This window comes from Desulfobulbus alkaliphilus (genome assembly GCF_016918545.1).
Classification (GTDB): domain Bacteria; phylum Desulfobacterota; class Desulfobulbia; order Desulfobulbales; family Desulfobulbaceae; genus Desulfobulbus; species Desulfobulbus alkaliphilus.
This window is the reverse complement of record NZ_JAFFQC010000206.1, coordinates 1-459: the sequence shown is the minus strand read 5'-3', so window position 1 is coordinate 459 and position 459 is coordinate 1. Positions and strand designations below refer to the sequence as shown.

Annotated in this window: 1 pseudogene; it reads right to left on the bottom strand. The window is 74.9% G+C overall.

The features are described from left to right. Window positions 1–230: 230 nt before the first annotated feature. A pseudogene (locus JWG43_RS20800) lies at window positions 231–459 on the bottom strand (UDP-glucose 4-epimerase GalE); the annotation flags it as partial.

Below are 459 nucleotides of genomic sequence, written 5' to 3'. Positions count from 1 at the left end.
CACCCGAGACGAGCGGTGCGAGCCTGCGCACGCTCAGCTGTGCGGCGACGTGGCGGCCCGAGGCGTCGGCGAGCGAGGCCACGGGAGCCCTCGCCCCGCTCCCCGAGACGTCGTCGACGACCACCCAGCCGGCGGGTGGCAGCAGGCTGACACCCGCGGACGAGACCCTCGGTCCGTCGGTCGCAGCACCGTCCCCGGTGCCGGTCTCAGTCACCGGGCGTGCCGGTCGGTCACACGTCGATCGGACGCGGACCGGCCTGCCAGGCCTTCCACGCCGACGAGAGGATCTCCTCGAGGCCGGCCTCGGCGTGCCAGCCGAGGATCTCGTTGATGCGCTCGGGCGAGCCGACCAGCTGGGGCGGGTCGCCGGCGCGGCGCGCCTCGACGATCGGGTCGATGGTCAGCCCGGACACGGCCGCGAGACCGTCGATGACCTCGCGCACGGACGCACCTGTCCCC